Below are 26,517 nucleotides of genomic sequence, written 5' to 3'. Positions count from 1 at the left end.
CGCAAACGGCGCCGGACACGCGTCGAGCCGGAAACCGGCTCGACCTTCAACAAATCCATTGGGCACGTCCTTGTGCCCGCGCAGCAGAAACTAGCCCGGAACGCGGCGGATCTTGGCGCCCAGCATCTGCAGTTTCTCTTCGATGCACTCGTAGCCACGGTCTATGTGGTAGATGCGATCGATCAGGGTGTCGCCTTCGGCGATCAGTGCCGAAATCACCAGACTGGCCGAAGCACGCAGGTCGGTGGCCATGACTGGCGCGCCCTTGAGTTTTTCGATACCGGTGACAATGGCGGTGTTGCCTTCGACCTGGATGTGAGCACCCATGCGATGCAGTTCGTAAACGTGCATGAAGCGGTTTTCGAAGATCGTCTCGATCACAGCGCCCGTACCTTCGGCAATGGCGTTGAGGGAGATGAACTGCGCCTGCATGTCAGTCGGGAATGCCGGGTATGGAGCGGTCCGCACGTTGACGGCTTTTGGCCGCTTGCCGTGCATGTTCAGCTCGATCCAGTCTTCGCCACAGGTAATTTCGGCACCGGCTTCGCGGAGTTTTTCCAGCACGGCTTCGAGAATCGTCGGATCAGTGTCCTTGACCTTCACTCGGCCGCCGGTCACGGCAGCGGCCACCAGGTAGGTACCGGTTTCGATACGGTCTGGCATCACTTTGTAAGTGGTGGTGTGCAAACGCTCGACGCCATCGATGGTGATGGTATCGGTGCCGGCGCCGGAAACCTTGGCGCCCATGGCGTTCAGGAAGTTTGCCAGATCGACAACTTCCGGCTCGCGCGCAGCGTTGGCCAGGACGCTACGGCCCTTGGCCAAGGCAGCGGCCATCATGATGTTTTCGGTACCGGTCACACTGACGGTATCGAAGAAGAAGTGTGCACCGCGCAGGCCGCCTTCAGGCGCCTTGGCCTTGATGTAGCCGCCTTCGACATCGATGACCGCACCCATGGCTTCCAGGCCTCGGATGTGCAGGTCAACAGGACGCGAACCGATGGCGCAACCGCCAGGCAGCGCGACTTCGGCTTCGCCAAAACGGGCGACCATCGGACCCAGTACCAGAATCGACGCACGCATGGTTTTAACCAGTTCGTACGGAGCGATCAGGGTCTTGATGGTGCGCGGGTCGATTTCGACGGACAGCTTCTCGTCGATCACCGGCTCGATCCCCATGCGACCGAACAACTCGATCATGGTGGTGATGTCGTGCAGGTGCGGCAGGTTGGCAACAGTCACGGGACCGTCGCACAGCAGCGTGGCCGCCAGGATCGGCAGGGCAGAGTTCTTTGCCCCGGAGATGCGGATTTCGCCGTCAAGACGAGCACCGCCAGTAATAATCAATTTATCCATAAGAATCTCGACGCCCTTGGGCTCAGGTGCGCTCGGCCCAGGCCGCGCTGCTGAAAAATTTCATAGTAACCGCATGGATGCTGCCATCGGTGATCCACGGGTTCAAATGGGCATAGATCTGCTGCTGACGCTTCACCGGGCTCAACGCCGCCAGTTCATCGCTAATCACGTTCAGCTGGAAATTGCAGCCTTCGCCCTCGACTTCTACTATCGTTCCGGGCAGCTTTCCTTCAAGGAAGCTCTTCACTTCTACGGCCTGCATGCTCAACCTCAATCGGCGCCCTGTGCGCACGGGTCGGACATCATACAAAAAAGCCCCGCGCCTGCGAACCCCGCGGAGCAGGACTCTGACGGGGGGCTTTTTTGTCGATGCGGGTTAGGGATGCGTCAACAGCTCGGTCAGCTCACTGACCTGGGCGATTTCACGCATGTCTTCTGGCATCCCGCGGATGCTCAGGGCCTTGCCGGCCGCCTGGGCATCGCGCATGAAACACAACAACAATGACAGACCGACGCTGCTGGATTTGGTCACCGCCGAACAGTCAACCACCACCGCTGCTGCATTGCTGGCCTTGATCAGCGCCTGACCCTGCTCGCGCAAACCCGGGCCGCTGCGGTAATCCAGCACGCCACTGAGCCGCAGCTCGCCGGCGTCGTCCATCAAGACGGCCGACTCACTCATTGGGTTTGCTTCTCGGTGGATTCCTTGGCCTTGGCGACTTCACCGGCCCAACCATTGATGGTCTTGTCCAGGTCGTTGCCATTGCGCTGCATTGCGTCGGCGAATTGATCGCGAAACAGCTTGCCAATGTTGATGCCATTGATAATGACGTTACGCAGTTTCCACTCGCCATTGATCTTTTCCAGCGTGTAGGAAACCGGGTAGATTGCGCCGTTACTGCCCTTGACGGTCATGCCGACGCTGGTGCGGTCGCCCGACTCGTCCTTGGCAGGATCAACGACGATGCCCTGGTTGTTGTACTCCAGCAAGGCATTGCCATAGAACTGGAACAGACCCTTTTTGAAGTTTTCTTCAAAGGTCTTCATTTGCGCAGGTGTGGCTTTGCGCGAGTATTTGACCGTCATGATGCTCTTGGAAATACCTTCGGCATCCACGACAGGCCCGACAATGCTGTCCAGTGCAGCATAGAAATCCTGCGGATCCTGCTTGTACTTCTCTTTATTGGCCGCCAGATCGGCGAGCAAACGGTTGGTAGTGTCCTGTACCAGTTCATGCGCTGAAGGCGCCGCCACGGCATTGGCCACCAACGGCAGCGCCGCAAGTAAAACCATCAGGCCACGTCGCAAGGTAGAGATCATTTAACAGTTCCTCATTTGGCGTCTTTGCTAACGGTATTGAGCAGGAATTTACCAATCAGGTCTTCGAGCACCAGCGACGACTGGGTGTCGTGGATGGTTCCACCGTCCTTGAGCAGGGCGTCTTCGCCGCCCACGCTGATACCGATGTATTTCTCGCCCAACAGACCAGCGGTCAGGATAGAGGCAGTGGAATCAGCAGGCAGGTTATCGACGCGCTTTTCCAGCTCCAGGGTCACCCGACCGGTAAAACTGTCGCGATCCAGATCGATCGCGGTAACTTTGCCGATGGTTACACCGGCCATGGTCACTTTGGCTCTGACCGTCAAACCGGCGATATTGTCAAAGTACGCGTAAAGTTTATAGGTATCGGTGCTCGGGCTCGGGGACAGTCCACTGACCCGCAACGCCAACAGCAGCAACGCCAGGATGCCAGCCAGCAAGAAAAGGCCGACACCGATTTCCAGGGTGCGGTTTTGCATCAGAAATCTCCAAACATCAAGGCAGTCAGAATAAAGTCCAGGCCGAGCACTGCCAAAGAGGCATATACAACGGTCTTGGTGGTGGCACGGCTGATCCCCTCGGAAGTGGGGTCACAGTCATACCCTTGGAATACGGCAATCCAGGTCACGACAAAGGCAAAGACAATGCTTTTGATGATCCCGTTAAGCACATCGTCAGCGAAGGTCACGCTGTTCTGCATGTTCGACCAGTAGGAACCTTCGTAGACACCCAGCCAATCGACAGCCACCCATGAACCACCCCAGATACCCACCACGCTGAAAATCATGGCCAGCACCGGCAGGGAAATGAAGCCGGCCCACAGGCGCGGGGCGATGATGTACTTGAGCGGGTCGACCCCGATCATTTCCAGGCTGGACAACTGTTCGGTGGACTTCATGTTGCCGATTTCGGCCGTCAGCGCCGAACCGGCACGCCCGGCGAACAGCAAGGCGGTCACTACAGGTCCCAGCTCTCGCAGCAGCGTCAGTGCGACCATTTGCCCGACGGCCTGCTCGGATCCGTAGCTCGACAGGATGTTGAACCCTTGCAGCGCCAACACCATGCCGATGAAAACGCCGGAGACCACGATGATCACCAGGGACATCACGCCCACCGAATGCAGTTGTTTGACCAGCAACCCGAAACCGCCACCGATACCGCCACGACCCAACAGGGCATGGAACAGGAACAGTGCCGAGCGCCCAAATACCGCCAGCACGTCGATACCGGCCTGGCCGAAGCGGCGTATGCGCTCTATCAATGAAATTCTGCGCATCAGCGCTTCCCCAGAAGATCTGCGCGGTAATCCGTCGCTGGAAAGTGGTACGGAACCGGACCATCGGGATCACCCGTCATGAACTGACGAATGCGCGGCTCATCCGAATTCATCAACTCGTCAGGCGTGCCCTGCCCCAACACCTGGCCGTCACCCACTACATAGATGTAGTCCGCAATGCTCGCGGTCTCGGCGAGGTCGTGGGAAACCACGATACTGGTGATGCCCAGCGCATCGTTGAGCAGGCGGATCAGGCGCACCAATACGCCCATGGCGATCGGGTCCTGGCCGACAAAGGGCTCGTCGTACATGAGAATCTGTGGATCGAGGGCGATCGCCCGCGCCAGCGCGACACGACGCTTCATGCCGCCAGACAATTCATCTGGCATCAGGTCGATAGCGCCACGCAGACCCACGGCCTGCAATTTGAGCAGGACGATGTCGCGGATCATTTCTTCCGGCAGAGCGGTGTGGACGCGCAGCGGAAAGGCCACGTTCTCGAACACGTCGAGATCGGTGAACAGCGCGCCACTCTGGAACAGTACGCCCATGTGCTTGCGGGCATCGAACAGATCACTGCGCGACAGCTTCGGCAGGTTCTGCCCGTTGACCCAGACTTCGCCCCCGGTAGGTCGCAATTGCGCACCCATCAGGCGCAGCAACGTGGTCTTGCCGCATCCGGAAGGCCCCATGATGCCGGTGACTTTGCCACGCGGGATACGGATATCGACGTTATTGAAAATGCTGCGCGCACCGCGCTTGAAGGTCAGTCCCTTCAGCTCGACCGCGTAGGCGTTATCGGCACTCATCTAAACTCCTTGCGATGCAGCCTCTCACTCGGACGCCTGACTTTCTGACGAAAGCACATACCTTCCGGGCAGGCCGAACTGGCGGCGAACTATATCACTGCAACGGCTGCGCGCCCAAGGCCAATGCCGGGCCATATTCCGCGCAAAGTGAAGCAAAAGGCTTCATTTAGAGGGATTCAGTAACAAGGAGTGACAATGGGCAACGAACTAGCGTGAGGGATTCGATCATAACCGCTATAATCGCCGCCTTTTCATCGGGCTATACGATTTCAGACATGAGCCAATCCAGCGACCTGATTCAATCGGCACAACGCACCATCCGCCTCGAGGTAGAAGCCGTACAAGGCCTGCTACCCCATATCGACGCAGATTTCGTACGCGCTTGCGAGATGATTCTGGCCAGCAAAGGCCGCGTGGTCGTGGTTGGCATGGGCAAGTCCGGGCACATCGGCAACAAGATCGCCGCCACCCTGGCGAGCACCGGCACCACGGCTTTTTTTGTCCATCCGGCCGAGGCCAGCCATGGCGACATGGGCATGATCACCCGTGACGACATCATTCTGGCGCTTTCCAACTCCGGCTCCACCAATGAAATCGTGACCCTGCTGCCACTGATCAAGCGCTTGGGCATCCAGCTGATCAGCATGACCGGCAACCCCGCCTCGCCACTGGCCAAGGCCGCCGAAGTCAATCTCAACGTTCGAGTCGAGCACGAAGCCTGCCCGCTGAACCTGGCCCCTACTTCCTCGACCACCGCAGCACTGGTGATGGGCGACGCCCTGGCCGTTGCCTTGCTGGAGGCCCGTGGCTTTACCGCCGAAGATTTCGCTTTTTCCCATCCCGGCGGCGCCCTTGGCCGACGCCTGTTGCTGAAAGTTGAAAATGTCATGCACGCCGGCCAAGAGCTGCCGCAGGTACAGCGCGGCACTCTGCTCAAGGACGCCTTGATGGAAATGACCCGGAAAGGCCTCGGCATGACAGTAATCCTGGAGAACGATGGCAAACTGGCCGGGATCTTCACCGACGGCGACTTGCGCCGCACACTGGACCGCAGTATCGATATCCACACCGCTACTATCGACCAGGTCATGACAGCTCACGGCAAGACTGCCCGAGCCGAGATGCTCGCCGCCGAAGCGCTGAAAATCATGGAAGATCACAAAATCAACGCACTGGTCGTGGTCGATAACGAAGACCGCCCGGTCGGCGCCTTGAACATGCACGACTTGTTGCGTGCGGGAGTAATGTAATGAATACGGACCTGCTGCAACGCGGCAAACAGATCAAGCTGGCGGTGTTCGACGTCGACGGCGTTCTCACTGACGGTCGCCTGTACTTCCTCGAAGACGGCAGTGAGTTCAAGACGTTCAGCACCCTCGACGGTCAAGGCATCAAAATGCTCATGAACGCTGGCGTCGAGACCGCGATTATCAGCGGCCGCAAGACCCCCGTGGTTGAGCGTCGGGCGAAGAACCTCGGCATCCCGCACCTGTTTCAGGGACGCGAAGACAAACTGGTCGTTCTCGACGGTCTACTGGAGCAGCTAGGCTTAAGCTATGAACAGGTCGCCTATCTCGGCGACGATCTGCCGGACCTGCCGGTGATTCGCCGCGTCGGCCTGGGCATGGCGGTGGCCAATGCTGCCAGCTTTGTGCGCGAACACGCCCATGGCATAACCCTGGCCCGTGGTGGCGAAGGCGCCGCCCGCGAATTCTGCGAATTGATCCTGCGCGCCCAGGGCCGCCTCGATGCGGCCAACGCCGCGTACCTGTGAGCCAAGTCATGCTGAGCAAAAAGTTTCGCAAATTCCTGGTATACGGCTGCATCGCGGCGATTTTCGCCGCGGTCGGCTACTGGAACATCAGCCCTGAGCGCTTCCTCGACAAACCGGTTGTGCAGGTGGATGAAAGCGCGATTGACTATTACGCGCTCAACGCCCACAGCGTGCAGTTTTTACCTGACGGAAAACTGCAATACGAAATGACCTCGGACAAGGTCGAACACCTGAAATCGACCGAAGTGACGTTGCTGACAAACCCCGACCTGAACATGTTTCGCGGCACCGAGTTCCCGTGGCACGTGCAGAGCGAAAAGGGTGAAGTCAATCCAGACGGCACGCAGGTCGAACTGATCGATTCGGTACGCATCACGCGCTTCGATGAGAAAAATCGCAGAACCCTGATCACCACCACCCGTATGACTGTGTTTCCACAGCAGCAATATGCGCAGACCGATCAACCCGTTAGAATCGACGGCGCTGGTGGTGTATCGACAGGCAACGGAATGAAAGCGTACCTGAAAGAAAGCAGGATACACCTGCTATCGAACGTAAGAGGACAGTATGAGGCTCGTTAAAACCCTCCCTATTTTGCTCAGTCTGGGCGCAGCACTGGGAAGCGTGAGCGCCTGGGCTCTGCCGGACGATCAACAACAGCCTATTCGCATTCAGGCCGACGACGCCCAACTGGACGACAAGAACGGCATCGCGACCTATACGGGCGATGTGATCATCACCCAGGGCTCGATGAAGGTCACCGGCAACAAAGTGACCATGACCCGCACCCCCAATGGCGACATCGACGTGGTGACCTCGGTTGGCAACCTGGCCTACTTCGAGCAGTTGCAAACAGCGGGCGACACCAAGCCGGTTCAGGGTTACGGCGTGACCATCCAGTACCACGCCTCGCAGAATCGAGTAGTCCTTATCGACCGCGCCAAAGTGATCGACAAGGACAACAACGTCACCCAAGGCGAGAAAATCGTCTACGACACCGAGAAGAAACTCGCCAGCGCCGGTCGCGCAACAGGCAGCAAAGTGACCGAGTCGCGCCCGCGGATCGACATGGTAATCCAGCCGAAGAAGAAAACCGACGAGCAGAAGGCCCAGTAATGGCAACTCTGAAAGCCCAGCATCTGGCCAAGGCCTACAAGAGTCGCCAGGTCGTGCGTGACGTCAGCCTGTCCATCGACAGCGGCCAGATTGTCGGCCTGCTTGGCCCGAATGGCGCCGGCAAGACCACCTGTTTTTACATGATCGTAGGCCTGGTTCAGGCCGATCAGGGCCGCGTCCTGATCGACGACCTGGATGTCAGCCATCAGCCAATGCATGGTCGCGCGAAGGCCGGCATCGGCTATCTGCCGCAGGAAGCGTCGATTTTCCGCAAACTTTCGGTAGCGGACAACATCATGGCTATTCTCGAGACCCGCAAGGAGCTTGATAAGGCCGGTCGTCGCAAGGAACTGGAAAGCCTGCTCCAGGAGTTCCACATCAGTCACATCCGCGACAATCTCGGCATGAGCCTGTCCGGTGGTGAGCGCCGCCGCGTGGAAATCGCCCGGGCACTGGCAACCAACCCGAAATTCATTTTGCTCGACGAGCCATTCGCCGGCGTGGACCCGATTTCAGTGGGTGACATCAAACAGATCATTTACCACCTCAAGGCCAAGGGCATTGGCGTGCTGATCACCGACCACAACGTCCGTGAAACCCTGGACATCTGTGAAACCGCCTATATCGTCAACGACGGACAATTGATTGCCGAAGGTGATGCCGAGACGATCCTTGCCAACGACCTCGTCAAGGAAGTGTACCTGGGGCATGAATTCCGCCTGTAAGGGCAGAGGCATTTCGGTTTTCGCCGGGACGCCGCGCATGCCTGATGAAGCTTTATAGTATTTTATTGTTACAGCGGTCTAGGCAAAGCGCTCTATTTCAGGCATATAACTTGCTTAAGTTTGGCGCTCCGGCGCCCTGTAGTGGATGGCGCATGTGCGCCGGCGAATAAGGTGTTAAGCCCCTGCCATGAAACCATCGCTAGTCTTGAGAATGGGCCAGCAGCTGACGATGACACCGCAGCTGCAACAGGCCATCCGCCTGCTCCAATTGTCGACCCTGGACCTGCAACAGGAAATCCAGGAGGCGCTGGAGTCCAATCCGATGCTCGAACGCCAGGAAGAAGGCGACGACTTCGATAACGCCGACCCGTTGGCCGACAACATCGAACAAAAGCCCAACACCGACATCCAGGAACCCTCCTATCAGGAAAGCGCTCCGACGGTAGATAACCTCGAAGAAGGCGACTGGAACGAGCGCATTCCCAATGAACTCCCCGTCGACACCGCGTGGGAAGACGTTTACCAGACAAGCGCCAGCAGCCTGCCCAGCAACGATGACGATGAATGGGACTTCACCACCCGTACATCTGCCGGGGAAAGCCTGCAGAGCCATTTGCTGTGGCAATTGAACCTGGCACCTATGTCCGACACCGATCGACTGATCGCTGTCACCCTGATCGACTGCATCAACAATCAGGGCTACCTGGACGAAACCCTTGAGGAAATCCTTGAGGCCTTCGATCCGGAACTGGACATTGAGCTGGACGAGATTGAAGCGGTCCTGCACCGCATTCAGCAATTCGAACCGTCCGGCATTGGCGCCCGCAACCTGGGTGAATGCCTGCTATTGCAATTGCGCCAGTTGCCAGCCAAAACACCTTGGCTGGTTGAAGCCAAACGTCTCGTCACCGACTATATCGATTTGCTCGGCAGCCGCGATTACAGCCAGCTGATGCGTCGCATGAAGCTCAAGGAAGATGAACTGCGCCAGGTCATCGAACTGGTCCAGAGTCTCAACCCGCGCCCTGGCTCGCAGATCGAGTCTACCGAAGCCGAGTACGTGGTGCCTGACGTCATCGTGCGCAAGGACAACGAGCGCTGGCTGGTGGAACTGAATCAGGAGTCGGTGCCACGCCTTCGGGTCAATGCCCAGTATGCAGGCTTCGTACGCCGCGCCGACACCAGCGCCGACAACACTTTCATGCGTAATCAGTTGCAGGAGGCCCGCTGGTTCATCAAGAGCCTTCAAAGCCGCAACGAAACCCTGATGAAAGTAGCCACCCAGATCGTCGAGCATCAGCGCGGCTTCCTGGAGTACGGCGATGAAGCCATGAAGCCACTCGTTTTGCATGACATCGCCGAAGCGGTGGGCATGCACGAATCAACGATTTCGCGGGTAACCACCCAGAAGTTCATGCACACCCCTCGCGGCATTTATGAACTGAAATACTTTTTCTCCAGCCACGTCAGTACCTCCGAAGGCGGCGAATGCTCGTCTACGGCGATCCGCGCGATCATCAAAAAACTGGTTGCCGCGGAAAATCAGAAAAAGCCGTTGAGTGACAGCAAGATCGCTGGTTTACTGGAGGCACAAGGCATTCAGGTGGCTCGCCGCACCGTCGCCAAGTACCGCGAATCTCTCGGGATCGCGCCTTCGAGCGAACGCAAGCGGTTGATGTAGAGCCACGCCACAGCGTTCCAGTGGCAGATCATCTGATCTGCCGCTTTATGCACTGGCAACGAAGGAGAAGCTGTATGCAAGTCAACATCAGTGGACACCAACTGGAAGTGACCGAACCTCTTCGCACCTACATCGGCGAAAAACTCGAACGATTGGAGCGACATTTCGACAAGATCACTAATGTGCAGGTCACGATGACCGTCGAAAAACTGAAGCAGAAAATCGAAGCCACGCTGCATATTCCCGGGAATGAAGTGGTCGCCAACGCGGAACATACCGATATGTATGCCGCGATCGACGCACTCACCGACAAGCTGGATAAACAACTCAAAAAACATAAGGAAAAGACCCAGAGCCTCCTCCAGGGCGCAACCGGTCGTTAACACTCCCTACCCATGATCGGACTTGAAAGTATCCTGACCCCCGGCCGTTCCCTGGTGAACGTGCCGGGAGGCAGTAAAAAGAAAGCCCTCGAACAAATTGCCAATCTGATCGCCCGCGAAGTGCCGGCTCTGGAGATGCAAGATGTCTTCGAGGCATTGATTGCCCGTGAAAAACTCGGCTCCACCGGGTTTGGCAATGGCATCGCCATTCCTCATTGTCGCCTGAAGGGCTGCGTGTCACCCATCAGTGCCCTGATGCATCTGGATGCGCCTATCGACTTCGACGCTATCGATGGCGCCCCGGTTGACCTGCTGTTCGTGCTGTTGGTCCCGGAAGCTGCTACCGACGCACACCTGGAGCTGTTACGACAGATCGCCAGCATGCTCGACCGCAAGGAAGTGCGCGAAAAACTGCGCAGCGCAGCGAGCAATGAAGCCTTGTATCAGGTCGTCCTGGACGAGCAAAACGGTCATTAATCATGCGCTTGATAATTGTCAGTGGTCGCTCCGGCTCAGGTAAAAGCACCGCCCTCGCCGTGCTCGAGGACAACGGGTACTACTGCATCGACAACTTGCCCGCCGGGTTGTTGCCGGAGCTCGCCGAGCGCGCGCTTATCCACACCGAACTGACTCAACCGCTGGTTGCCGTGTCCATCGACGCTCGCAACCTGCCCAGTCACCTGACACGCTTTCCAGAACTGCTCGAAGAAGTTCGCAGTCGGCATATCCAGTGCGATGTCCTGTACCTGGATGCCGACGAAGAAACACTGCTCAAGCGTTTTTCCGAAACACGTCGGCGCCACCCTCTGAGCAATGCCAATCGCTCGCTGGCCGAAGCGATCAACGTTGAAAGCGTCCTGCTCGGCCCCATTGCCGACCTCGCCGACCTGAAAATAAACACCACCAATCTGAACCTGTATCAATTGCGCGACTCGATCAAGCTGCGCCTGTTGAACCAGCCGGAACCCGGCACGGCATTTCTGGTGGAGTCCTTTGGGTTCAAGCGTGGCATGCCGGTAGACGCTGACCTGGTGTTCGACGTTCGTTGCCTGCCCAATCCTTATTGGAAACCGGAACTGCGCGAACTGTCCGGACTCGATCAGCCGGTTGCCGATTATCTGGCGGCGCAGCCAGACGTCGAAGAGATGTACCAGGACATTTCCACATACCTGTTAAAGTGGCTCCCTCGCTTTGCCGCCAGCAACCGCGCCTATGTCACCATTGCGATCGGCTGCACCGGCGGGCACCACCGTTCCGTCTACCTGACCGAGCGGCTGGGCAAAACCCTGCACCAAACATTGAAGAACGTCCAGGTCCGCCACCGCGACCTCAGTTAAAGGGATTCACATCGCGATGCCTGCTCTGGAAATCGAAATCATCAACAAGCTGGGCTTGCATGCCCGCGCTTCCGCAAAGTTCGTTGGCGTCGCCGGCCAATTCAAGGATTGCACCATCAGGGTAGGACGCACACCAGAATCCACCATTGATGGCAAAAGCATCATGGCCATGATGATGCTCGCTGCCGGCAAGGGCACCAAAATTCATCTGAGCACGCAAGGCGAGCAAGAACAGGAAGCGCTGGATGCGCTGGTCGCATTGATCAACAACTTCTTCGACGAAGGCGAGTAACTTCAAAAGATCGCAGCCTCTGCAGGTGCTGCCGCAGGCTGCGATCTTATTATGCCAACGCGGTATCCATCACCATCATCAAACAAAACCCGATCAACAACCCAAGACTGGCCAGCTTGTCGTGGCCGTGTCGGCGCGATTCGGGAATGATTTCGTGGGTCACCACCAAGAGCATCGCCCCCGCAGCCAGCGCCAACCCCAATGGCAACAACAACTCGGCCAAACTCACCAACCAGGCGCATAGCAGCGCGAACACGGGCTCAACCAACCCTGAAGCTGCTCCAATCAGGAATGCCTTGAACCGCGACATCCCTGCCCCGGCCAACACCAGCGCGATAACCAACCCTTCCGGCACATCTTGCAAGGCGATACCCATCGCCAGGCTATCGGCATCCGCCATACCGCCACCGGCCGAAACGCCCACAGCCATGCCCTCGGGAATGTTATGGGCAATGATCGCGAACACGAACAGCCAGATCCTTGGTGGAATGATCGGATGTTCGACGGTACCGATGAGCATTTCCGGCGAGGCCCCGGACACTTTGCGATCCACCAGAAACAGGCCAAACGAACCTAGCATGATGCCAACACAGATCAGGCCGCTGGCCGAAAACGGGCTCATACCGAGGTGTTCCGCCGCGGCAATGCCAGGCACGATCAGCGAAAACGCCGTCGCCGCCAGCATGACCCCGGCACCGAATCCCAACAACGTATCACTGAGTGCCTGCGCCATACTGCGGATCACCAGAACCGGCACCGCGCCAAGCGCGGTTCCAAGGGCGCAGATCGCTCCGCCCTGCAGCGCTCGTGACAGTTTCGGCGCAAGGTCCAACCATTCCAACCCGTGCGCAACCAGCAAACTCATGCCCGCCAGCAGAAGCAGCGATCCAAACGCGTAACGAAATAATCGTCCACTTCCGATCGCCAGTGTTTCAGTGCCCATAGTCAGCCTTGAATTGTTTTTTAAGGACTTAAACCATTGCGGCCTGATACCGCGCAGCCACTTCCGGCCAATTGATCACGTTGTAAAACGCACTGATGTATTCCGGGCGACGGTTCTGATATTGCAAGTAATAGGCGTGCTCCCAAACATCCAGACCCAGTATTGGCGTGTTGCCGTTCATCAGCGGACTGTCCTGGTTGCCGCTGCTTTCCACGATCAGGGTCTTTTGTGGGGTCACGCTCAACCACGCCCAGCCGCTGCCGAATCGGGTCAACGCAGCTTTGGTGAAAACGTCTTTGAAATTGTCCAGACCGCCCAGTTGCTCGTCGATAGCCTTGGCCAGCTCACCCTCGGGTTTGCCGCCGCCGGTGGGTGCCATGACTTCCCAAAACAGTGAATGGTTGGCGTGTCCACCGCCCTGGTTGATCACTGCCGCTCGTAGCTTTTCCGGGAGTTGCTGAACCGCCGACACCAGTTTCTCCACCGGCCATTCGGCGAATTCGGTCCCTTCAACAGCGGCGTTGAGGTTGTTGATGTAGGTCTGGTGATGTTTGGTGTAATGAATTTCCATGGTCTGCGCATCGATGTGCGGTTCCAGGGCGTCATAGGCGTACGGCAAGGCGGGCAGAGTAAAAGCCATTTCAGTGGACTCCATGATGATGAGGCGCAGGCGTCGCAGCATCGATATGCAGTAATCGATGGCTGCGCGGGTATTCGCCGTGATCGCTGATAAAATTCAGCAGCTCGACGTAAGTCTTGCTGCTCTGGCGTGACGCAGCTTCGCGCAGTGCCGGTGATAGACGCGGATCCTGCAGGGTCTGCAACAGCCGCTGGTGGATGGCGCAAAGGTATTCGGCGCTTTCCTCCGGCTGGTTCAGGCGCAAATGCAGGTCCGCCAGGTTGTGATGGGAAATCACGCAAGCCGCCACCGCTTCATCGGCATTCGCCCAGCGCTCGAACAACACCTGGGCCAGGGCCAATGCCTGCAGATAGGCCTCACGGGCATCGACCAGTTCACCCAGCATGAAAAAGCGATTGGCTCTTTCGATCGTGCGTTTCCAGTGCTCCATAGGTGTGCCTCCAAAGCGGTAGCGGCGTTTACACGCCGCCAGCGGTGAGTTTTTCCGGGTTGAGCAGTTCTTCCAGCTGGCTGCGTGACAGGTCGGTGTGCTCCAGCGCGACATCAATGACTGGTCGACTCTGCTGATAGGCCTTCTTGGCGATTTCGGCGGCCTTCTGATAACCAATGATCGGATTGAGTGCCGTCACCAGAATCGGGTTGCGCGACAGTGCTTCCTTGATCCGGACTTCGTTGACCTTGAAACTGGCAATGGCCTTGTCACCCAACAAACGGCTTGAGGTGGCCAGCAACTCGATGCTGCTCAACAGGTTCTGGGCAATGATCGGCAACATCACGTTGAGTTCGAAGTTGCCGGACTGACCAGCAATGGTGATCACCGTGTCGTTGCCGATGACCTGCGCCGCGACCATAGCGGTGGCCTCTGGAATCACCGGGTTGACCTTGCCCGGCATGATCGAGGAGCCCGGCTGCAAGGCCTCCAGTTCGATTTCGCCGAGACCGGCCAACGGACCGGAGTTCATCCAGCGCAGGTCATTGGCGATTTTCATCAGTGACACGGCAGAGGCCTTGAGTTGGCCGGAGACAGCGACGGCGGTGTCCTGGGAGCCGATCAGCGCAAACAAGTCCTTGCCGGGTTGGAACTGAACGTGAGTCAACTGGCTAAGCTGCTGGCAGAAACGTGCCGCGAACTCGGGATGCGCATTGACGCCAGTACCCACCGCTGTCCCGCCCTGTGCCAGGGATTGCAGCGCGGGTTGCAAGCCTTGCAAATGACCGATGTTGGCCTTGAGCTGTTGCGCCCAGCCATTGAGCACCTGGCTCATGCGCACCGGCATGGCGTCCATCAGGTGGGTGCGTCCGGTTTTGACGTGGTGATGAACCTGCTCGGCCTTGCGCTCGATCACCTGTACGAGGTGCGTCAGCGCCGGCAATAACTGTTCGTGCAACGCCAGCGCCGCACTGACGTGAATCGTGGTCGGGATGATGTCGTTGCTGCTTTGGCCGCAATTGACATGATCATTGGGGTTTACCGGCTCGCCGAGCACTCGGCTGGCCAGCGTGGCGATCACTTCGTTGGCGTTCATGTTGGAGCTGGTGCCGGAGCCGGTCTGGAAAATATCCACCGGAAAATGCTGCATGAAATCGCCTTCGAGCAGACCCTGGGCCGCATCGACGATGGCCTTGCCCTGGGCCTCGCTGATCTGCCTGAGCTCGACGTTGGCCCGGGCGGCGGCAGCCTTGGCCAGGATCAGCGCGCGAATGAACTGCACGGGCATGGGTTTGCCACTGATCGGGAAGTTATCCACCGCACGTTGCGTCTGTGCGCCATAGAGGGCGTCTTCCGGCACTTGAAGTTCGCCCATGCTGTCGCGCTCAATACGTGTCTTGGTCATCTGAAAATCCTTGCACCAGTTCAGTTAGGGGAATCGAAGGCTGCAACTCGCAGGTCGCCAGTTGCCAGGTGTAGCTTTGCCAACGCTTGAGGCGGCATTTGCACAAAGAGAGACGTTCGAGTTCGCGCAGTGGGCGCCAGGCCTGGTCGAGACAGTAAGTGCGCCAATGCCACGGCAGCGCGACATCGGCGGCGGTATCAAGCAACAAACGGAAGGAAGTTTCGGCGACGATCCACGGTGAGGTAGCCGTGCAGCAGGCCAGATACCGACCTTCGGCCAGATAGTGGTCGATCAGGCGCGGCTCGTCAGGGTTCATCGCGCAACGGATCTGGCGACTCATCCAGCGCCAGTTTTCAAGGTACGGCTGCTCGTGCAAGGCAGAACTCATGATCCGAGGCTCATTCGGTAATGAGATTTATTATTATATGATAATGAGAACCAAAACAAGAAAAAAGGCGCGCCACCCAATAGGGTGGCGCGCCTTTTTGTATAGAGGTGGAGGCTTTAGCTGCCCGCCACCGTCATCCGCTCGATCAACACCGAACCCGTACGAATGTTGCTGCGCAGTTCCAGGTCATTACCCACGGCAACAATCTGCTTGAACATGTCACGCATGTTCCCGGCGATGGTGACTTCCTGCACCGCAAACTGGATTTCACCGTTCTCAACCCAGTAACCCGCTGCACCTCGGGAATAATCGCCGGTCACCATGTTCAGGCCCTGCCCCATCAATTCAGTCACCAGCAGGCCACGCCCCATGCGCCGCAGCAAGGCCGCCTGGTCTTCATCTCCATGAGTGACGAACAGGTTATGTACGCCGCCAGCGTTTGCTGTACTTGGCATGCCGAGTTTGCGACCGGAATAGGTGCCGAGGATGTAGGACACCAACTCACCTTTTTCGACGAACGGTTTGGCATAGGTCGCCAGACCATCACCATCGAATGCCGCACTGCCCATCGCGCGCATCAAATGCGGACGCTCATCTATGGTCAGCCATTGCGGAAACAACTTCTGCCCCAGCGTGCCTTCAAGGAACGAGGATTTACGGTACAAACTGCCGCCGGAGATCGCCGACAGGAAACTCCCGAACAACCCACCGGCCAGTTCGGCGGAAAACAGCACCGGGACTTCGCACGTCGGCACCGGACGCGCACCGAGACGGCTGGCTGCCCGTTGCGCCGCACGCTGGCCAATGCTCACCGGGTCGGCCAGCAAATTGCCCTGGCGGTTTACGTCGTACCAGTAATCACGCTGCATCTGGCCATCGGCCTCAGCGATCATCACACAGCTCAAACTGTGCCGGGTCGATGCGTAGCCGCCGACAAAGCCATGGCTGTTACCGTAGACACGGCAGCCCTGATGAGTGCTGAGTGTCGTGCCGTCGGCGTTCTTGATCCGGCTGTCGGCGTCAAACGCAGCAGCTTCACAGGCCAGCGCCTGTTCGATGGCTTGTTCCGGGGTGATGTCCCATTGATGGAACAGATCGAAATCCTGAAGATCACGCGCCATCAGTGCAGCATCCGCCAGTCCCGAGGCTTCGTCTTCCGAGGTGTGTTTGGCGATAGCCAATGCTGCAGCGACCGTCTCGCGAATCGCATCCGGCCCACTGGCCGAAGTGCTGGCCGAGCCTTTGCGCTGGCCGACATACAAGGTGATGCCAAAACCCTGGTCACGGTTGAATTCAACGGTTTCGACTTCACGCTGACGCACTGTGGTCGACAGGCCCTGCTCCAGGGAGACCGCGACTTCACAGGCACTGGCGCCCTGGCGCTTGGCTTCAGCGATGATCTGCTCGACTTGTTCCTGCAGTGCCGGCAACGCTTGTGGACCGACGCTTTCAACTGCACTCATGCTGTTCTCCACTCAAATTCTGCTTTCGGTAACGGTCATCGAGCGACCGGGCCGGACAAGCGGCCCCCGACTGGTTATCATGGCGGCGTTTCTTTGCGGACGGCCACCATGGTTGATTCTTACGACGACTCCCTCGATACGGGAGAAAAAAGCAAATCCCAGGTCAAACGCGAGCTGCATGCTCTGGTTGATCTCGGCGAGCGCCTTACAACACTCAAGCCTGACTTGCTGGCAAAACTGCCGTTGACCGACGCTATGCGCCGGGCCCTGGCCGATGCGCCCAAGCACACCGCGAATATCGCGCGTAAACGGCACCTTCAGTTCATCGGCAAACTGATGCGCGATCAGGACACTGACGCCATTCTGGTTTTGCTCGATCAACTCGATGCCTCCACTCGCCAGTACAACGAACGCTTCCACAACCTGGAACGTTGGCGTGATCGCCTGATCGCCGGCGACGATGCCGTGCTGGAAAAATTCGTCGTCGACTACCCGGACGCGGATCGCCAGCAATTGCGCTCCCTGATCCGGCAGGCCCAGCACGAGGTTGCGCAAAACAAACCTCCTGCTTCCAGCCGTAAAATCTTCAAGTACATCCGTGAGCTGGACGAGACTCAACGCGGTCTGCGTTAATTCTCGCCCCCTGTAGGAGCTGCCGCAGGCTGCGATCTTTTGATCTTGTTTCTCAAAAGCAAAATCAAAAGATCGCAGCCCTCGGCAGCTCCTGCACGGGATGTATGCCTCCTTACGAACCCGTGCCACCCACGGTGATCGCATCAATCTTCAGCGTTGGCTGGCCGACACCCACCGGCACCGACTGCCCATCCTTGCCGCACGTCCCCACACCACTGTCCAGTGAGAGGTCGTTACCGACCATCGACACTTTGCTCATGGCTTCCGGCCCGTTGCCGATCAGTGTTGCACCTTTGACCGGGGCAGTGATCTTGCCGTCCTCGATCAGATACGCCTCGCTGGTGGAGAACACGAATTTGCCGCTGGTGATATCCACCTGACCGCCGCCGAGATTGGCGCAGTAGATTCCGCGTTTCACCGAGGCGATGATTTCTTGCGGATCGCTTTCGCCGGCGAGCATGTAAGTGTTGGTCATGCGCGGCATCGGCAGGTGCGCATAGGATTCTCGACGACCATTGCCGGTGCGGGCCACGCCCATCAGGCGGGCATTGAGCTTGTCCTGCATGTAGCCTTTGAGCACGCCGTTCTCGATCAGCGTGGTGCACTCGGTCGGCGTGCCTTCGTCATCGACACTCAACGAGCCACGGCGACCGGCCAGGGTGCCGTCATCGACGATGGTGCAAAGCTTGGACGCAACCATTTCGCCCATGCGTCCGCTGTAAGCCGAACTGCCCTTGCGATTGAAATCGCCTTCCAGACCATGCCCGACCGCTTCGTGCAGCAGCACGCCCGACCACCCGGAACCGAGCACCACCGGCAAGGTACCGGCCGGTGCCGGAATCGCTTCAAGATTGACCAGTGCCTGGCGCAATGCTTCACGGGCATAGCCCATGGCGCGGTCTTCGGCGAGGAAATAGCGGTAGTCGGTACGACCGCCACCGCCATGTCCACCGCGCTCGCGACGACCGTTCTGCTCGACGATCACACTGACATTGAAACGCACCAGCGGTCGCACGTCCGCCGCCAGGCCGCCGTCGGTGGAGGCCACCAGAATCCGCTCCCAGACACCGGCCATGCTCACGGTGACCTGCTGGATACGCGGATCGAGCGCGCGGGTGGCGGCGTCGATGCGCTTGAGCAAATCGACTTTCTCGGCACGGGACAGCACTTCCAGCGGATTGTCCGGCCCATACAACTGCGCGACATCTTGCGTGGTGAACGCCTGTACCGTGCCATTCTGCCCGGCGCGAGAAATCGAACGGGCAGCACGGGCTGCTGCGCCCAAGGCTTCCAGGGTGATGGCGTTGCTATAAGCAAAACCGGTTTTTTCACCCGATTGCGCCCGCACACCCACACCCTGATCGAGGTTGAAGCTGCCTTCCTTGACGATGCCGTCTTCCAACGCCCAGGACTCGGAAATCTGCCCCTGGAAATACAGGTCGGCGGCATCGATGCCCGGGCCAGCCAGATCGCCGAGCACACCTTGCAGGCTCTCGATCGTCACGCCGCCGGGCGCCAGGAGGTGTTCACTGACTGAGGACAACAACTCGCTCATATGTTTTACGCCTTAAATTCGTCGTTCTGATGCAGGTCGCTGGGCGCCCTGCGAGAAAAAGCGCCGATGAGTGGACACCGGCATCCGCGCCCGGATGGACGCCTGTTCGCTGCTGTCGCGTTCGGCCAGCAGCACGGCCTCGCCTTGATCCTGTTGCGCCAGCACCCGCCCCCAGGGATCGATGATAGCAGCGTGACCGAAAGTCTCTCGCGGCCCCGGATGCGTCCCGCCCTGGGCAGCCGCAAGCACATAACACTGGGTCTCGATGGCTCGTGCGCGAATCAGCACTTCCCAGTGCGCGGCGCCGGTCACGGCAGTAAACGCAGAAGGCGCCGTAATCAGTTGCGCACCGGCAGCGCGTAACTCGCTGTACAGCTCCGGGAAGCGCAAGTCATAACAGACCGTCAGACCAACCCGACCGACCGGTGTGTCTGCCACCACGACGCCACTGCCATAAGCATAGTCATCGGATTCGCGATAACGTCCGCGATTGTCCGCCACGTCGACGTCGAACAAGTGCAGCTTGTCATAGCGCGCCATCGTTTCGCCCTGGTCATCAACCAGCAACGAACAGGCGTGTACCTTGGCCGCCGGCTGATCCACCGGTGGCAACGGCAAGGTGCCAGCCACTATCCATAACTTGAGGTCGCGCGCGGTCTGTTTCAACCACGGCAGGATCGGGCCTTCGCCCAACGCTTCGGCGCGGCCGATATCGGCGATGTCACGGCGCCCCATGGCAGCGAAATTCTCCGGCAGCACGGCAAGCCTCGCACCGCCCGCAGCCGCTTGTTCAAGCAAACGACGGGCCTGGGCCAAGTTGGCCAGCACATCGCTCTGGCTGACCATTTGAATCACCGCGACAGACATGGATTGATCCTTTCTGAAATAAACACAGACCCTGTAGGAGCTGCCGAAGGCTGCGATCATTTGATTTGAAACAGCAAGATCAAAAAATCGCAGCCTTCGGTCATGCTACTCCATAGCCTCTAAGCGTGGCTTTCAAAAAGGTTTTTCAAAGGTGATTTTCGGCTCTTTCCACGGCCCTTTGACCGTGTACTTGACGCTGGCGAAACGCGAGACGCGGTCGCCGATCAGCTTGTCCATCAGGAACAGCGCACCACCGATGGCGGGCGCGCCGACAATCAGCGCAGCAATCGGCAGGTTGTTGGTCACCGGCAAGGTCACCAGCAATTTCGCATCGATCTTGTCAGCCACCATATTCAACGTACCGTCGAGCTCGATGGTGCTGGACGGGCCTGTCAAGCGAATCGGCTCACGGGTGACATACACACCGTTCGTCGCCACCAGCAAACCTTTGACCCGGTCATAACTCAGGCCTTTGCCAAACAGGTCGGAAAAATCGAGACGCAGGCGACGCCCGATGGAGTTGAAGTTGAGCAGGCCAAACACGCGTAATGCCTGGGCGCTGCCCTCCACCTCGACAAACTGACCTTCATTGAGCGTCGCATCGAGCGTCCCGGAGAAACGCTTGGTGGCGACCCAGGCTGGAGAGCCGGGCCAACGGCCGTCAACGTCCATGTGAAAGTCCTGGCTGGTGACACTCGGCGCAAACCCCCAACCCTTAAGCACATCGGCGAGATTTTTACCGCTGATGCGGCCCTTGTACCAACTGTTGCTGGCGCCAGGTGCTCCTTCCCAGCCACCGCTGCCCACCAGCAAAATGCCCTTGAGGCCCAGATCCAGCGCGTTGAAGGCAATACCTTTGGCTGTCGGTCGAATCTTCAGCGACCACGCGCCGACCAGGTCCTTGCCCTGATACAGCTGATTGATGGTGATATCCACCGCCGGGATTTTCGTCGGGTCCACGGTTGCCAGCGGGTCCGGCGAATTTTCATCGGCCAGCACCTTCGGATCCGGTGCGGGTAAACGGACAGTTTGCAGATTGATCACAATCGGCACGCCTTTCGCGTCAGGAATGCTCGCGCTGCCCTTGACTTGCTGACTGTCGAGTTGCGCCGCCCAGGAGGCCACTTTACGCGTCAATTGCACCGAAGCCTGATCCAGTGTCGTGCCAATGCCAGTGAGCTTGCCCACTTTGATATCCGCACTGCTGAGCAACTGTTTGGCGCTGCCGCCTGGGTCCTGGCCGGCGTACTTGTCTACCAGCGCCTTCCAAGGGCCGACGTCCAGTTCCGACAACACACCGCGTATTCGCAGGCCCTTAGCGCCAGGCAACACGGCATCTCCGCCGCCCAGGAACAATTCACCGCGACCGTCGGCGAAGTTGGCAGTCGGCGCCGCAAACGTGAAACTCGCCAGGTTCCCGTAGGTGACCCAGTAGCGCCGCTCGGCGCCCTGCAAGGTCATACGAAACGTTGTATCGCGCCCGACATCGGCGGCCAGGCCGAACGGTGCTGGCAAATCGATCGCCACGCCTTTGAGGCTGGAATTGACCATTAACTGGCTGTCGGCACCATCCAGGGTCAGCTGCAGTTGATAAGGGATCACACCACTGACCGGTAGCGGCTGCGTCACCTTAAGCCAATCGGTGAGTTTCTTGACCTCGACCTGTCCCGAAGCCACAACGCGAGTATTGAGCTTGCCTGCACGGCCATCGGCAAAAATCTGCGCGGACACCGGTTTGTCGAAGGCTCTGGCGCTGATGTTCTGACCACTCAGCCCCTTGCCGCTGTCAAAACGGAAATCTCCTTTGAGCTGGGTCAGTTCCAGCTCAGGTTCGGCCAGCTTCAACCGTGCCTTGGCGGTTTTGAAATCGACGATGATCTTCGGTTGCGTGGCCTTGGCCAGCGGGATATCCAGATTCAGTTTGCCGTGCAACTCACCCTCGCCTTCCCACCCGGCAAAGGTGTCAGCAGTACCGATAGGGGCTTGCTGAAGGATTTTCAGGCCATCGCCCAGTCCACCGGCAAATTGGCCGTCGAGCAAGAGGTGAGAGTCTTGCCCCGCTGGAGCGTGAGGGATATTGACGTAAATATCGCTGACCTGGGTGTCGAGCAACTGCCCCTTGCTGGCCAGAACCCGCACCCCACTGTCTTCGACGAACACATCGCCCGTGACATTACGCACATGCGGCCAGCCCGGCTGGAACGCCAACTCGGCATCGTGAACCTTGAAGAACAGGCTGATGCTGCGATCCGTGTCCTTGGCATCGTGGCTCAGTGATCCCTGATACTGGAAGAAACCCTGGTCGACCGCGCCTTTCAGAATGGCGGTGCGCAGCCATTCATCGAGCGCAGGACTGAGGACTTTCGGCAGGTACTTGGCGGTGTAGCGGCCGTCGCCCTCTACGAGGCCGACCCGCAGGTCCATGTAGTCTTCCTGAGTGTGGTCGAAATGCAGGCGAATCAGGAAGTCACCGGCAATTTTGCCTTCTTCGCCCAGTACCTTCAGGTACGGCGCGACCAGGGTGAAGCTGTCTTTATCCAGCTTCCAGGTCAACCGCGCATTGGCCTGAATGTACTGCCATGGTTTGGCGAAGATAGGGTCCAGGTGCAGCATGAAGTCCTTGCTGTCCATGCGCAGCTCGCCGTGCCCCAGATTTGCGCTGATGCTGCCGCTGACATTTCGCGCCGCCGGAGCGCCGTGATAGGCGTCGAAGCCAACCTGATCGAGGTTGGCGGCGAATTCGAACTTGCTCTCATCAGTGGCATTCGGTCGAACATCAAGCAGCACATTACGCAATCGGCCCGTGACCTTGAGCCGATCTACCACTGTGGCAAAACCTTCGGGCAGCGGCCCGAGGGCATTGATCAGCGGCGTGAGCGGAGTCAGGTCGACACGGTCGGCCTGCAGGTGCCATAGCTCTTCGGTCTTGTCCGTCGCTGCCGTTTGCTTGAGCTGCAAATGCGTTTCCCAGCGCGTCTCGCCGAGGTTCATGGCCAGCGAATCCAGGGTCACCAACATGCCTTCGGCGCTGCGCTGGAAATACCCGTTCAGCGCCAGATTGTTGATCTGGATCGGCTTTCGCTCGGCATAGGCGCCCTTGAGTTGCGGTGCATTCAAGCGCACGGCAGCGCTTTGCATGGCACCCTTGCCCCAGCTCAGCCACAGCTCGCCTCCGGCCTTGATCTCGGTGAAATTCCATTGCCGGGTGAGCGTTTCGGGCAACCACTTCGACCAGTCGCTTTGCGGCAGACTCAGATAGACTTGCGCCTCGCCATCCTTCCACTGGCTGGCGCGAATGCGCGTGCGCAGGCTCATGGCCATCGGCTGACCGTCAGGAAGGGTCAAGCGAGCATCGAGCCGCTGACGAGTGGAGCCAACTTTCAGACTCATGCCGACATAGGTCAAGGTCATCGGTGACTCGCCAAACGGTTGCAGAGTGACCTGGCTGTCGAGTACCGACAGTTGCTGAATCATCTGCATCTGGTTCAGCAACTGCTCCGGATCGAGGGGCTGATCGTCCTTCACCGGCAACCCTTCCAGCGCCCACTGGCCATCCTCGCCTTGCTTGAGGCTGATCTTCAGCCCGTTGAGCTCCAGATGAGCGATACGCACCTGGCGCGCCAGCACACTGGCCCAAAGGTCCGGGACTGCGCGCACCTGATCCAGATGCAAGGCATTGGCCCCCTCACCGACCGTCACGTCGTGAGCCAGCAGAATCGGGGCAAAGCCGCTCCAGCGTCCTTCCAGCTCGCCGATCTGCAACGGCATGCCCAAGGCACTGGTGGCTTTGCTTTCGACTTCGGCACGGTACTCGGCCACCAACGGTGACAATTCGCGGCCAAGGCTGACATAGAGCGCCATCAACACCAAAACCAACGCGCACAGGCCCAGACCCCAGCGGGTCATTACGGCCAAAATGCGTGTCAGACGTTCCATGTCAGTTGGCTCCCATGACGAAGTTCCTGCAAAAAACTGCGGCAAGCCGTTGTAGTGCTACTGACGCGTAGGGATTCAGAGCAACACCACGTCGTACTGTTCCTGCGAATACATGGTTTCGACCTGGAACCGAATCGTGCGACCGATAAAGCCTTCAAGCTCGGCGACATTGCCCGACTCTTCATCCAGTAGTCGATCGACAACTTTCTGGTTCGCCAATACACGATAGCCTTCCGCCTGATAGGCGCGAGCTTCACGGAGGATTTCACGGAAGATTTCGTAGCAAACGGTTTCCGGCGTCTTCAGCTTGCCGCGTCCCTGACAGCTGGTGCACGGCTCACACAGCACCTGTTCGAGGCTTTCGCGGGTACGCTTGCGGGTCATCTGCACCAGGCCCAACTCGGTGATGCCGATGATGTTGGTCTTGGCGTGATCGCGCTCCAATTGCTTCTCGAGCGTGCGCAATACCTGGCGTTGGTGCTCTTCATCTTCCATGTCGATGAAGTCGATGATGATGATGCCGCCCAGATTGCGCAGGCGCAGCTGACGTGCGATAGCGGTCGCGGCTTCGAGATTGGTCTTGAAGATGGTTTCTTCGAGGTTGCGATGGCCGACGAACGCCCCGGTGTTGACGTCAATGGTACTCATGGCTTCCGCCGGATCGACCACCAGATAGCCACCGGACTTGAGCGGGACTTTACGTTCCAGCGCTTTCTGGATTTCGTCTTCCACGCCATACAAGTCGAAAATCGGCCGTTCGCCGGGGTAGTGCTCCAGACGATCAGCGATCTCCGGCATGAGTTCGGCGACGAACTGCGTGGTTTTCTGGAAGGTTTCCCGGGAGTCGATGCGGATTTTTTCGATTTTCGGACTGACCAGATCGCGCAGCGTGCGCAACGCCAGACCGAGATCTTCGTAGATCACGCTCGGCGCGCTGATGGTCTTTATCTGCTCGTTGATCTGATCCCAAAGCCGACGCAGGTAGCGGATGTCCATCAGGATCTCGTCCGCGCCGGCGCCTTCGGCCGCCGTGCGCAGGATGAAACCGCCGGCTTCCTTGATGCCTTCCCTGGCCACGCAATCGGTGACCACTTGCTTGAGACGATCGCGTTCGGCTTCGTCTTCGATCTTCAGGGAAATACCGACGTGAGCTGTGCGCGGCATGTACACCAGATAGCGCGAAGGAATCGACAGTTGCGTGGTCAGGCGCGCGCCCTTGGAGCCGATCGGGTCTTTGGTGACTTGCACCACCAGGCTTTGGCCTTCGTGCACCAGGGCACTGATGCTTTCGACCGCAGGGCCTTCTCGCAAGGATATTTCCGACGCGTGAATGAATGCGGCGCGATCAAGGCCGATGTCGACGAAAGCGGCCTGCATACCCGGCAGTACCCGCACGACCTTGCCTTTGTAGATATTGCCGACGATCCCGCGTTTTTGCGTACGCTCGACATGAACCTCTTGCAGGACACCGTTTTCGACCACCGCCACGCGCGATTCCATCGGCGTGATGTTGATCAGAATCTCTTCACTCATGGCAGGGTCTCGTTCAGGCGTATTCACGATAATGGCCGCATCTGTTCTGTACGACGCTTAGCGCGCGTTGTGGGTTTGCCAACAGGGTATGCCGAAATGGCCGAGCAGTTCTGCGGTTTCGCACAGCGGCAGTCCAACCACCGCCGAATAACTTCCATTGAGCCCGGCAACAAACACCGCTCCCAATCCTTGAATGCCATAACCACCCGCCTTGTCCCGGGGTTCTCCGCTGGCCCAGTAGGCCACGGCTTCTTCAGGACTGATATCCCGAAAGCGCACGCGACTGGTGACAACCCGGGATTCGCAACGCTCGCCATCGAGCACGGCAATAGCGGTCAAGACCAGGTGTTCGTGCCCGGACAACATCTTCAGCATGGCGCACGCTTGGGTTTCATCAACCGGTTTGCCGAGTATTTTACCGTCGAGCACCACGGCGGTATCGGCGCCGAGGACGCAGAACGAATCCCCAGACACGACCGCCCCGTGCCCGGCCTCGGCTTTGCCGCGCGCCAGGCGCTCGACATAGGCCGATGGGGATTCGTGGGACAAAGGGGTTTCATCGATATCCGCGCTGATGGCGGTGAACGGCACGCCGATCTGCGTGAGCAGCTCACGTCGACGCGGCGAGCCTGAGGCGAGGTACAACCGTTTCATC

At 58.6% G+C, this 26,517-nt stretch carries 29 protein-coding genes; 11 read left to right on the top strand and 18 right to left on the bottom strand.

What is annotated here, in order from left to right:
• Window positions 1–90: 90 nt before the first annotated feature.
• The 7 genes from murA to AD668_RS03355 all read right to left on the bottom strand — a co-directional run bounded on the left by murA (window position 91) and on the right by AD668_RS03355 (window position 4,761).
• A complete protein-coding gene (gene murA / locus AD668_RS03385) occupies window positions 91–1,356 on the bottom strand; it encodes a UDP-N-acetylglucosamine 1-carboxyvinyltransferase (protein WP_053154618.1) in 1,266 nt (421 codons plus the stop codon).
• Between the two features lie 22 nt (window positions 1,357–1,378).
• Window positions 1,379–1,618 (bottom strand): BolA family protein, encoded by a 240-nt coding sequence (locus AD668_RS03380; protein WP_053154615.1) that lies wholly within the window; start codon window positions 1,616–1,618, stop codon window positions 1,379–1,381.
• Window positions 1,619–1,732: 114 nt separating this feature from the next.
• Window positions 1,733–2,038 carry a lipid asymmetry maintenance protein MlaB gene (locus tag AD668_RS03375; protein ID WP_053154612.1) on the bottom strand — a complete coding sequence of 102 codons (306 nt, stop codon included), beginning with the start codon at window positions 2,036–2,038 and terminating at the stop codon, window positions 1,733–1,735.
• On the bottom strand, window positions 2,035–2,676 hold the full coding sequence (locus AD668_RS03370; protein ID WP_053154610.1) for a phospholipid-binding protein MlaC: 642 nt from the start codon (window positions 2,674–2,676) through the stop codon (window positions 2,035–2,037). The genes AD668_RS03375 and AD668_RS03370 overlap by 4 nt, the downstream gene beginning before the upstream one ends.
• 11 nt (window positions 2,677–2,687) lie before the next feature.
• Window positions 2,688–3,155 carry an outer membrane lipid asymmetry maintenance protein MlaD gene (gene mlaD, locus AD668_RS03365; protein WP_053154608.1) on the bottom strand — a complete coding sequence of 156 codons (468 nt, stop codon included), beginning with the start codon at window positions 3,153–3,155 and terminating at the stop codon, window positions 2,688–2,690.
• Window positions 3,155–3,952, bottom strand: a complete 798-nt coding sequence (gene mlaE / locus AD668_RS03360; protein ID WP_053154606.1) for a lipid asymmetry maintenance ABC transporter permease subunit MlaE — start codon at window positions 3,950–3,952, stop codon at window positions 3,155–3,157. The genes mlaD and mlaE overlap by 1 nt, the downstream gene beginning before the upstream one ends.
• Window positions 3,952–4,761 carry an ATP-binding cassette domain-containing protein gene (locus AD668_RS03355; protein WP_053154604.1) on the bottom strand — a complete coding sequence of 270 codons (810 nt, stop codon included), beginning with the start codon at window positions 4,759–4,761 and terminating at the stop codon, window positions 3,952–3,954. The genes mlaE and AD668_RS03355 overlap by 1 nt, the downstream gene beginning before the upstream one ends.
• A 275-nt stretch (window positions 4,762–5,036) precedes the next feature.
• Between AD668_RS03355 and AD668_RS03350 the strand changes: the two genes are divergently transcribed.
• From AD668_RS03350 to AD668_RS03305, 10 genes are all read left to right on the top strand, one after another.
• The gene (locus AD668_RS03350; protein ID WP_053154602.1) at window positions 5,037–6,011 is read left to right on the top strand and encodes a KpsF/GutQ family sugar-phosphate isomerase; all 975 of its coding nucleotides are present in this window, start codon (window positions 5,037–5,039) and stop codon (window positions 6,009–6,011) included.
• Entirely contained in the window at window positions 6,011–6,535 is a 525-nt protein-coding gene (locus tag AD668_RS03345) for an HAD family hydrolase (RefSeq protein ID WP_053154600.1), read from the top strand. The genes AD668_RS03350 and AD668_RS03345 overlap by 1 nt, the downstream gene beginning before the upstream one ends.
• 8 nt (window positions 6,536–6,543) lie before the next feature.
• A complete protein-coding gene (gene lptC / locus AD668_RS03340; RefSeq protein ID WP_053154597.1) occupies window positions 6,544–7,116 on the top strand; it encodes an LPS export ABC transporter periplasmic protein LptC in 573 nt (190 codons plus the stop codon).
• Complete coding sequence (gene lptA, locus AD668_RS03335) at window positions 7,103–7,651, top strand: lipopolysaccharide transport periplasmic protein LptA (protein WP_034147097.1); 549 nt, start codon at window positions 7,103–7,105, stop codon at window positions 7,649–7,651. The genes lptC and lptA overlap by 14 nt, the downstream gene beginning before the upstream one ends.
• Window positions 7,651–8,376: an LPS export ABC transporter ATP-binding protein gene (lptB, locus tag AD668_RS03330; protein ID WP_053154596.1), complete on the top strand. Its 726-nt coding sequence runs from the start codon at window positions 7,651–7,653 to the stop codon at window positions 8,374–8,376. Before lptA ends, lptB begins: the two co-directional genes overlap by 1 nt.
• A gap of 187 nt (window positions 8,377–8,563) precedes the next feature.
• Window positions 8,564–10,057, top strand: coding sequence for an RNA polymerase factor sigma-54 (locus AD668_RS03325; protein ID WP_053154593.1), 1,494 nt, complete (start codon window positions 8,564–8,566; stop codon window positions 10,055–10,057).
• 74 nt (window positions 10,058–10,131) lie between these two features.
• Window positions 10,132–10,440, top strand: a complete 309-nt coding sequence (hpf, locus tag AD668_RS03320; RefSeq protein ID WP_007941242.1) for a ribosome hibernation-promoting factor, HPF/YfiA family — start codon at window positions 10,132–10,134, stop codon at window positions 10,438–10,440.
• A 12-nt stretch (window positions 10,441–10,452) separates the two neighbouring features.
• Window positions 10,453–10,917: a PTS IIA-like nitrogen regulatory protein PtsN gene (ptsN, locus tag AD668_RS03315; protein WP_053154591.1), complete on the top strand. Its 465-nt coding sequence runs from the start codon at window positions 10,453–10,455 to the stop codon at window positions 10,915–10,917.
• Between the two features lie 2 nt (window positions 10,918–10,919).
• A complete protein-coding gene (gene rapZ / locus AD668_RS03310; RefSeq protein WP_053154588.1) occupies window positions 10,920–11,777 on the top strand; it encodes an RNase adapter RapZ in 858 nt (285 codons plus the stop codon).
• Window positions 11,778–11,793: 16 nt separating this feature from the next.
• Window positions 11,794–12,069 carry an HPr family phosphocarrier protein gene (locus tag AD668_RS03305; RefSeq protein ID WP_053154585.1) on the top strand — a complete coding sequence of 92 codons (276 nt, stop codon included), beginning with the start codon at window positions 11,794–11,796 and terminating at the stop codon, window positions 12,067–12,069.
• A 49-nt stretch (window positions 12,070–12,118) separates the two neighbouring features.
• Here AD668_RS03305 and AD668_RS03300 read toward each other — a convergent pair whose 3' ends face one another.
• From AD668_RS03300 to pmbA, 6 genes are all read right to left on the bottom strand, one after another.
• Window positions 12,119–13,012: a ZIP family metal transporter gene (locus AD668_RS03300; RefSeq protein WP_053154582.1), complete on the bottom strand. Its 894-nt coding sequence runs from the start codon at window positions 13,010–13,012 to the stop codon at window positions 12,119–12,121.
• A gap of 28 nt (window positions 13,013–13,040) precedes the next feature.
• The gene (locus AD668_RS03295; RefSeq protein WP_053154580.1) at window positions 13,041–13,652 is read right to left on the bottom strand and encodes a superoxide dismutase; all 612 of its coding nucleotides are present in this window, start codon (window positions 13,650–13,652) and stop codon (window positions 13,041–13,043) included.
• Between the two features lies 1 nt (window position 13,653).
• On the bottom strand, window positions 13,654–14,082 hold the full coding sequence (locus AD668_RS03290) for a hypothetical protein (protein ID WP_053154577.1): 429 nt from the start codon (window positions 14,080–14,082) through the stop codon (window positions 13,654–13,656).
• Window positions 14,083–14,110: 28 nt separating this feature from the next.
• Window positions 14,111–15,487 (bottom strand): aspartate ammonia-lyase, encoded by a 1,377-nt coding sequence (locus AD668_RS03285; protein WP_053154572.1) that lies wholly within the window; start codon window positions 15,485–15,487, stop codon window positions 14,111–14,113.
• Entirely contained in the window at window positions 15,468–15,875 is a 408-nt protein-coding gene (locus AD668_RS03280) for a hypothetical protein (RefSeq protein WP_053154569.1), read from the bottom strand. Before AD668_RS03280 ends, AD668_RS03285 begins: the two co-directional genes overlap by 20 nt.
• A gap of 116 nt (window positions 15,876–15,991) precedes the next feature.
• Entirely contained in the window at window positions 15,992–17,338 is a 1,347-nt protein-coding gene (gene pmbA, locus AD668_RS03275) for a metalloprotease PmbA (protein WP_053154567.1), read from the bottom strand.
• Window positions 17,339–17,446: 108 nt separating this feature from the next.
• Between pmbA and yjgA the strand changes: the two genes are divergently transcribed.
• A complete protein-coding gene (gene yjgA / locus AD668_RS03270) occupies window positions 17,447–17,971 on the top strand; it encodes a ribosome biogenesis factor YjgA (RefSeq protein ID WP_034148278.1) in 525 nt (174 codons plus the stop codon).
• Between the two features lie 112 nt (window positions 17,972–18,083).
• On the opposite strand, the gene tldD is transcribed toward yjgA, so the two are convergent.
• From tldD to AD668_RS03245, 5 genes are all read right to left on the bottom strand, one after another.
• The gene (tldD, locus tag AD668_RS03265) at window positions 18,084–19,526 is read right to left on the bottom strand and encodes a metalloprotease TldD (RefSeq protein ID WP_053154565.1); all 1,443 of its coding nucleotides are present in this window, start codon (window positions 19,524–19,526) and stop codon (window positions 18,084–18,086) included.
• 12 nt (window positions 19,527–19,538) lie between these two features.
• Complete coding sequence (locus tag AD668_RS03260; protein ID WP_053154562.1) at window positions 19,539–20,393, bottom strand: carbon-nitrogen hydrolase family protein; 855 nt, start codon at window positions 20,391–20,393, stop codon at window positions 19,539–19,541.
• Window positions 20,394–20,525: 132 nt separating this feature from the next.
• Window positions 20,526–24,329: a YhdP family protein gene (locus tag AD668_RS03255; protein WP_053154559.1), complete on the bottom strand. Its 3,804-nt coding sequence runs from the start codon at window positions 24,327–24,329 to the stop codon at window positions 20,526–20,528.
• A 75-nt stretch (window positions 24,330–24,404) separates the two neighbouring features.
• Entirely contained in the window at window positions 24,405–25,862 is a 1,458-nt protein-coding gene (gene rng / locus AD668_RS03250; protein WP_053154556.1) for a ribonuclease G, read from the bottom strand.
• Between the two features lie 57 nt (window positions 25,863–25,919).
• Entirely contained in the window at window positions 25,920–26,516 is a 597-nt protein-coding gene (locus AD668_RS03245; RefSeq protein WP_053154554.1) for a nucleoside triphosphate pyrophosphatase, read from the bottom strand.
• Between the last annotated feature and the right edge of the window lies 1 nt (window position 26,517).

It is taken from the genome of Pseudomonas sp. P1.8, from assembly GCF_001269805.1.
Classification (GTDB): domain Bacteria; phylum Pseudomonadota; class Gammaproteobacteria; order Pseudomonadales; family Pseudomonadaceae; genus Aquipseudomonas.
Note: the sequence above shows the minus strand (reverse complement) of the source record. Positions and strands in the feature narration are given on the sequence as shown.